The organism is Catenulispora yoronensis, assembly GCF_039531695.1.
GTDB lineage: Bacteria > Actinomycetota > Actinomycetes > Streptomycetales > Catenulisporaceae > Catenulispora > Catenulispora yoronensis.
Genome location: NZ_BAAAQN010000023.1, coordinates 140250 through 147204 on the forward strand (window position 1 = coordinate 140250; position 6955 = coordinate 147204).

General features: G+C 68.6%; 5 protein-coding genes. 2 read left to right on the top strand and 3 right to left on the bottom strand.

Features of this window, described 5'->3' with window-relative positions; all coding sequences use genetic code 11:
• Positions 1 to 3: 3 nt before the first annotated feature.
• Positions 4 to 411 carry a hypothetical protein gene (locus ABD481_RS20530; protein ID WP_344667316.1) on the bottom strand — a complete coding sequence of 136 codons (408 nt, stop codon included), beginning with the start codon at positions 409 to 411 and terminating at the stop codon, positions 4 to 6.
• Between the two features lie 456 nt (positions 412 to 867).
• Entirely contained in the window at positions 868 to 1263 is a 396-nt protein-coding gene (locus ABD481_RS20535; protein WP_344667317.1) for a carboxymuconolactone decarboxylase, read from the bottom strand.
• A 314-nt stretch (positions 1264 to 1577) separates the two neighbouring features.
• On the opposite strand from ABD481_RS20535, the gene ABD481_RS20540 reads away from it, so the two are divergent.
• The gene (locus tag ABD481_RS20540; RefSeq protein WP_344667318.1) at positions 1578 to 3281 is read left to right on the top strand and encodes a SulP family inorganic anion transporter; all 1704 of its coding nucleotides are present in this window, start codon (positions 1578 to 1580) and stop codon (positions 3279 to 3281) included.
• Between the two features lie 52 nt (positions 3282 to 3333).
• Here the strand turns inward: ABD481_RS20540 and ABD481_RS20545 are convergent, their stop codons facing one another.
• Positions 3334 to 4338, bottom strand: coding sequence for a hypothetical protein (locus tag ABD481_RS20545; protein WP_344667319.1), 1005 nt, complete (start codon positions 4336 to 4338; stop codon positions 3334 to 3336).
• A 1212-nt stretch (positions 4339 to 5550) separates the two neighbouring features.
• Here ABD481_RS20545 and ABD481_RS20550 point away from each other — a divergent pair.
• A complete protein-coding gene (locus ABD481_RS20550; RefSeq protein WP_344667320.1) occupies positions 5551 to 6552 on the top strand; it encodes a hypothetical protein in 1002 nt (333 codons plus the stop codon).
• Positions 6553 to 6955 lie beyond the last annotated feature (403 nt).

Here is a 6955-nt window from a genome sequence, read left to right on the forward strand (position 1 = left end):
GCTTCAGTGCAGGTGCAGGAGCACCAGGTTCTTCAGCGCGACCATCGCCAACCCCAGGCCCACGGCCGTCGCGGTCGCGCCCGCCAGCCGCCAGCCCGTGAGGCGTGCGGCGCGGGCCGCGGCCCAGCTGTGCACGCCCAGCAGCAGCACGACCATCGCCAGGCCGATGTTCGCCGAGGTCAGGTCCGTGGCCCCGAGCAGCCGCGCGATCACCACCGCGGCCAGCGGCAGGAACGACGCGGTGACCATCGGCCAGGTGTCGGCCAGCGCGCCGCCGATCCTCCGCATCGAGGGCAGCTTGCCCTCCTCGATCTGCTCGCTCAGCAGTTCGGCGTACTCCTCGGCCAGCCAGTAGACGACCAGGGTCACGACCACGGCGACCACCAGCGCACCGGTGGACAGGCCGGTCACGGCCGCGAAGATGGCCGCGGTGACGATGGCTCCGTAGATGCCGGAGGCTCGGCGGCGGCTGGCGCTGCCGGGTCTGGTGGGGTGGTCTGCGTGGGCTGAGCCGCTCGCTTCGGCTACTGCTGCGCTCGCTGCTTCGGCCGGTGTGCCTGCCCCTGCGCTCGTTTCGCTGCCCGCTGCGCTTGCCGCTTCGTTCGGCACCCCGGCCGCTTCGCCTGCTGCTGCGCTCGCTGCTTTGCCCGCTGCGTTGCCCCTTGTCCTGCCCGCCGTTCCGCGCCCCGCGCCTCCCGCCGCCGTCGCGCCATCCCCGCCGGCCCCCTCTTCCGGGCGGCCGAGCGCCTCGCCGTTGATGTGCGCCACGTCAGTTTCCTTAGAAAAACGATCACCCTCCGCGACGCGATCCGTCGCGGAGGCTGATCGATCCCGTTCCCGCGCCCCTGGGCCCGGCCGGCCGGCTGCCTACTTCTTCTTCGCCTTGCCGCCGCCGTTACCGCTTCCGTTGCCGCCGCTGTTCGCCCGCGCCTTCATGTCGGCGTCCTCGGACGCCTCCTCGACCGCCACCGCGATCGCGAAGCCCATCGCCTGCGTGATGTGTCCGGCGGCGGACATCACGCGGGCCGTGCCGACGATCGGCGCGATGGCCACCAGCAGGTCCTGCACCTGCTCGGCGGTCACGTCCGTGGCCTGGGCGGCGCCGATGTGGGCCAGGTAGGAGATCGGCGGGGCGTCCATCGCCACCAGCGCGGCCAGCCGCGTGAGGATCAGGGTGTGCGGCTCCATGCCGCAGTTCTCCAGGGAGTCCACCGTCATGGCGGCGATGGTGTCGAGGACCGGCGTTTCAGACGTCATGGCCATCTGCTGGCTGCCTTTCGGAGTCGTGCCGGCGCCGGTGCCCATCCGTGTGGGCTGTGGGCCGGTGCTACAGCTCGATGCTAAAAGGCCGCATATCCTCCCGCATTATGTTCAAGCCCCCCACCGGGCGGGCTCGGCTGGACGGGTGACTCCGGGCGGTGATTCCGGGCGGTGATTCCGGGCGGTGACTCCGGATGTGACTCCGGGCGGCTCCCGTGCGTTGCGGCTCCGTCCGGGGCGGCTGATCCTGGTTGGTGATCGTCTGGCGGCGTCGCGCGACGCCCGCCGCCCGGCGTCGAACCGCCCTAGGAGGCAGTGTGCCCGGCTTGCGCGACATCCCCGGCGTGCGCCTGACCACCGGCTACCGCCGCTCCTGGCTGTCCCGCGACCTCGTCGCCGGCGTGGTGCTCAGCACCCTGCTGGTGCCCCAGGGCATGGCCTACGCCGAACTGGCCGGGCTGCCGCCGATCACCGGCCTCTACACCTCGATCATGTGCCTGCTCGGCTACGCGCTCCTGGGCCCTTCGCGGGTCCTGGTCCTGGGCCCGGACTCGTCGCTCGGCCCGATGATCGCCGCCGCCGTCCTGCCGCTGGCCGCCGGGGACGTCGACCGCGCCGTCGGCCTGGCCTCGATGCTGGCGCTGCTGGTCGCGGCGATCATGGTGCTGGGCGCCGTCGGGCGGCTCGGGTTCATCGCGGACCTGCTGTCCCAGCCGACCATGACCGGCTATATGAACGGCCTGGCGCTCACCATCCTGGTCGGGCAGCTGCCCAAGCTGTTCGGGTTCAGCGTCGAGGGCGAGGGGTTGCTGCGGGAGATCTCCGGATTCGTCCGCGGGATGTGGAACGGCGACCTGGTCGGGGCGGCGGCCGTGGTCGGGATCGGCGGCATCGTGGTGGTCCTGGCGCTCCAGCGCTGGACCCCGAAGGCCCCGGCGGTGCTGATCATGGTCGTGCTGGCGATCGCCGCCACGACCCTGTTCGGGCTCCAGGACCACGGCGTCGACGTGGTCGGCGTGCTGCCGTCCGGCTTCCCGCCGCCGACCCTGCCGGACGTCCGGCTCGCCGACCTCGGCCCGCTGGCCGCGGCCGCCGCGGGTATCGCGCTGGTGTCGCTGGCCGACACCATCTCGACCGCCTCGTCGTTCGCGGCCCGCACCGGGCAGGAGATCGACGGCGACAAGGAGATGTTCGGCATCGGCGCCGCGAACCTGGCGGCCGGACTGTTCCAGGGCTTCCCCGTCAGCACCAGCGGCTCGCGCACCGCGGTGGCCGAGCGCGCGGGTGCGCGGACCCAGCTGGCCGGGGTGGTCGGCGCGGCGCTGATCACCGTGATGATCGTCGCGCTGCCCGGCCTGTTCCGGAACCTGCCGCAGCCCGCGCTGGCGGCGGTGGTGATCTGCGCGTCGCTCTCGCTGGCGGATATCGCGGGCACGCGCCGACTGTGGCGGCAGAGTCGGCCGGAGTTCTCCGTGTCGATCGCGGCCTTCCTCGGCGTCGCACTGCTGGGCGTGCTCCCGGGCATCGCGGTCGCGGTGGTGCTGTCGATCCTCAACGTCTTCCGCCGGACCTGGCGGCCGTTCGAGACACAGCTCGGAGAGGTGCCCGGCAAGGAGGGCTACCACAGCCTGACCACGCACCCCACAGCGCAGGTCCTGCCCGGACTGGTGCTGTTCCGGTTCGACGCGCCGCTGTTCTTCGCCAACGCCAAGACGTTCCGGGACGACATCGCCCGACTGGCCGCCGCCACGCCCCCGCCGCGCTGGATCGTGGTCGCGGCCGAGCCGATCATCGACGTCGATGTGACGGCCGCCGACCTTCTCGACGATCTGGTCGACGATCTTGAGGAGGTCGGAGTCGATCTGGTGTTCGCCGAGCTGCACGAACCGGTGCGTCGGAAGCTTGAACGGCTCGCGCTCGGCCGTGGGGTCGATCCGGCGCGCTTCTATCCGACGATCGGGGCGGCGGTCGCGGCGTTTCGGACTGAGACGGGGGCGGATTGGGTTCGGCCGGCGGATTGACCGGCCGGCGGATTGACCGGCCGTCGGACTGACCGGCCGACGAGCCGGGTGGCTATTCGGAGCGTGGCCGGCGGCGCTGGGAGCGGCGCAGTGTGGGCGGGACTCCGTTGGTGGGGAAGGGGTCGGTGTCGACGGTCCACTGGTCCGGGTCCGGGTCCGATTCGGCGCTGGGATCGGGGGTGGGGTCGTCCTCGTGGAAGTAGCCGTTGGCGAGGTCTGGTAGGTCGTCGAAGGTGGGGTCGGTGTCGAAGTCGGTGTCGAAGTCGGGGCCGAGGTCGGGGCCGAGGTCGGGACCGTGGCCGTGGCCGTGGCTGGGCTCGGGGTCTGCCTCAGGCTCGGGGTTCGGGGCGGTTGAGCGTTCGACGCTTCGGCTGGAAGCGGAAGCCATGGCCGGCCGGGTCCGGCGCCCGCGCTGAACAGTGGCGGGCTTCCCGCGCCGCACGGCTATCCGCTCGGCGCCGAGCGAGACCAGGGCGAGCAGCACCATGCCGCCCACTCCGGCCCCGGCGACGTCTTCGAGCTTGGACTTCGACGACGCGACCGGCTGCTGCGGCGGCACCATGACGATGGCGCGCAGCAGCGTGTTGGGCGCCAGCGGCTCCTTGAGGGCGTTCGTGGTGTCGGTCTGGACCTTCGCGAGAAGGGAGATCGCGTAGTCGTCGAAGATCTTCATCTCGGACAGGATCTGCGCCGAGTCCTTGCCGGTCAGCGTCAGCGTGATGAAGGGGCCCGAGGCGTTCGTCGCGAGCTCGGCCGAGGCCAGGTCGGTGACACCGACCTTGGCCAGGTCCGCCATCGACTGGTCGGAGTTCAACGTGCGGGTGAGGTAGTCGGCCATGCCGTTCAGCGAGTTGTCGAACGCGGTGAAGGGGTTGCCGGTCCGGTTGGTGCTGCTGGAGGCGGCCGCCGAGTTCAACAGGCTGATCGTCGAGGTGGAGGTGTATTTCGGCGGGACGGCGAACCAGGCCCCGGCGGGCAGCGCCAGCGCCAGGAGCAGGGCGGGAATGCTGGCGTACCAGCGTTTCACCATGATGCGGAGAATGGTGGCGAGGTCCATGATCACCTGCGTTTCGTGTCGCCCCTGCGGCTGAGCCACAGCGCCCCCCTGGCGTGAGCCCGTCGTAGTACCTATTTATCAGAGTTCTGCGAACCATTGGGACGAACCCGTCGTAAACATCTAGGGTCCGGCACATGCCGGGGACGGCGGGGAAGCAATTGATTGCGGCCGACGCACCGAGCGGGTCGCGGCCTGCCGGGGGCGCGGCGAGCGCTGGGACCTGCTGCGAGAGCTGTTGAGGAGTGGTCGTTTTCGGTGGGGAGGGGTATGTGCCGGCCTGGGATCCGTCGGATTGGCGGGGCGAGGGCGGGCGGCGGGAGATTCCCCCTATACCGGCGGCGTTGAGCGAGTGGTGGGCCGGATGTGGTGGTGCGGGCTGGCGGGCGGGTTGGGGAGCCGCGGAACGTTTCAGCTAAGGCTTAAAGCTTGGTGATGTCGGGGTGGGGTTCGGTTCACTGGCGGCATGGTTTCCAGTGATTCTTGGGATTTTGAGGCACTTGGGGTTATTAAGGATCTTCGGGCTTCGCAGCCCTTTGAGATTTCTTGGAAGTTCATGGGAGTTTTGAGGTTCTTAGGCTTTTAGGGGCTTGGGGTCAGAGAGAGAAGAAGGCGGGTGCCGGCCGGGAAACCCGGTCGGCACCCGCGCTGCCACCCGTGGGTGGCCGCGGCCGCGCAGCCCCCTGCGACGGCCGCGATTCGGTCAGCCGATGGCGGCGAGGTCGCCGCGCTGGGTGCGGCGGCGCTGGCGGGCGGTGGCGTACCCGACCAGGGTGGCCAGGCCGACCGAGGCGAGGGTGAAGAGGCGGGGGAGGGCTCGCATTCCAGGCTCCTTGCAGGGGGTGGGGTCCGGTGCAGGACGCCGCCACCCTGTCTGAACGGGGGCAGCCGCTTCGACGGAAAGATAGGGACTTCGCGGCGGGTGGGACAGGACTTCGCGGTGGCTGTCGTGCGTACCGGGAACAGGTGTGAATGGAGGGGTGGTCAGGTGAGGGGTGGAGGTTGGCCCGACGTGGTGCGATGCGGTGATCGGGGAGGGGTGTGCGTGGAGTGGGCGGGAGGAGGGCGGTATTTTCACAGGGGTTGGCGAGTGCTTTGCAAACAGTCGTGTGGAGAGGGCTGCGGAGAAGGGTGCGGAGAAGGCCGTGGACAAGGCCGTGGAGAGGGCCGCGGATGGGTTCGAGGGTTGCGGCGCTACTGTGAATCGGAGGTCTGATGGCCTACCCCGAGAAGGGCGAGCGGGCGGAGCGGGCGGAGCGAGTTGATCGGGTTGAGCGGGGCGAGCGGGCTGATGCTGTGGGTGGGCCGGTCGCTGCGGCGCTGCATAGTGGGCCGTTCGACCTTGCGTTGCGGACTGCTATTGCTGCGCGTGGCCTGACGCTTGAGCGGCTCCGGACTCGGCTGATCGACAGCGGTCTGCATGTCGGCGTGACCACGCTGAGCTATTGGCAGCGCGGCATTCGACGGCCTGAGCGTCCGGAGTCGTTGCGGGCTGTGACGGCTTTGGAGGGGATACTCGGTTTGCCGCAGCATTCACTGACTGTGTTGCTGGGGCCGCCGAAGCCGCGAGGGTTCGCTATTCGGAACGGACAGTGGCCTAATCCGTTTGCCGACATTGTGCGAGTGCCGGGTGATTTGGGGCGGCAGCTTGCTGAGATGGATAGTCCGGCGGCTGGGAAGCTGGATATCGTTTCGGAGCATAATGTGGTGACTATCGGGGCGCGGCGGGAGCTGGTCGCGGTGGACGTTATATGGGTGCTGCGTGCGCATTATGATGGTGTGGATCGGGCGTTGATGGTCTACAACGGTGATCCGGGGACCGATGCGGACGCTATTGAGGTGGTGGTGCAGGATGGGTGCCGCGTCGGGCGGGTGCGGCGGGACAGTGAGACGCGGTCGATTGTGTCGGAGTTGTTGTTCGATCGGTCGTTGCGGGCTGGGGATACGCAGGTTTTGACGTATCGGATTCATCCGAATAGTGGGATTGAGTGTCGCGAGCATTTTAATGGGTATCGGTTTTCGGGTGGGTTGTTTGTGTTGTATGTGCGGTTTCATCCGGATACGTTGCCGGTGAGGTGTCAGAGTTTTGCGGCGCGGCATACGGAGGGGCCGACGGAGGAGAGTGCTGAGTTGACGGTGGATAGTCATCGGTCTATTCATTTGGTGGTGCCTGATATTCGGCCGGGGGTTGTTGGGGTGCGGTGGGAGTGGGAGTGAGGTATAACCTAAAAAATCAAAGTCAAAAGCTGTGAAAGTCAAAAGCAGGCGCTTCCAGCGGGGGCCTCGGATCCCTCGGGGAACTGGCGCCGGCTCCATAGGGGGGTCGAGTCAGTCTCTGCGCTGGCGGTTTGTGAGGTGGGGGTTCGTTCCCCTCGCTCACGTCGTCAGCCCTACGGGTACAGCGCCGCCGCCCAGGTGTCAAGTCCATGCCCTCACCTTTGTGACCCTGCCTTGCTGTTGCCGATGCATGAACTTGACACCCGGTCGGCGGCACCAGGGCTTTTGCGTTCTCATGGGTTGGTTTGTATGCCTAGTAGTTTCAGGGTGTGGTTGCGGTGGTCGCGCATGTGGTCGGTGGCGGCGGCGATGTTGGTCCAGCCGGTGAGTTTGAGTAGGGCGA

What these genes read in the sequence shown, in the direction of transcription:
- ABD481_RS20535 (WP_344667317.1), bottom strand. Translation starts at nt 1,263, where the DNA reads ATGGCCATGACGTCTGAAACGCCGGTCCTCGACACCATCGCCGCCATG.
- ABD481_RS20545 (WP_344667319.1), bottom strand. Translation starts at nt 4,338, where the DNA reads ATGGACCTCGCCACCATTCTCCGCATCATGGTGAAACGCTGGTACGCC.
- ABD481_RS20550 (WP_344667320.1), top strand. Translation starts at nt 5,551, where the DNA reads ATGGCCTACCCCGAGAAGGGCGAGCGGGCGGAGCGGGCGGAGCGAGTT.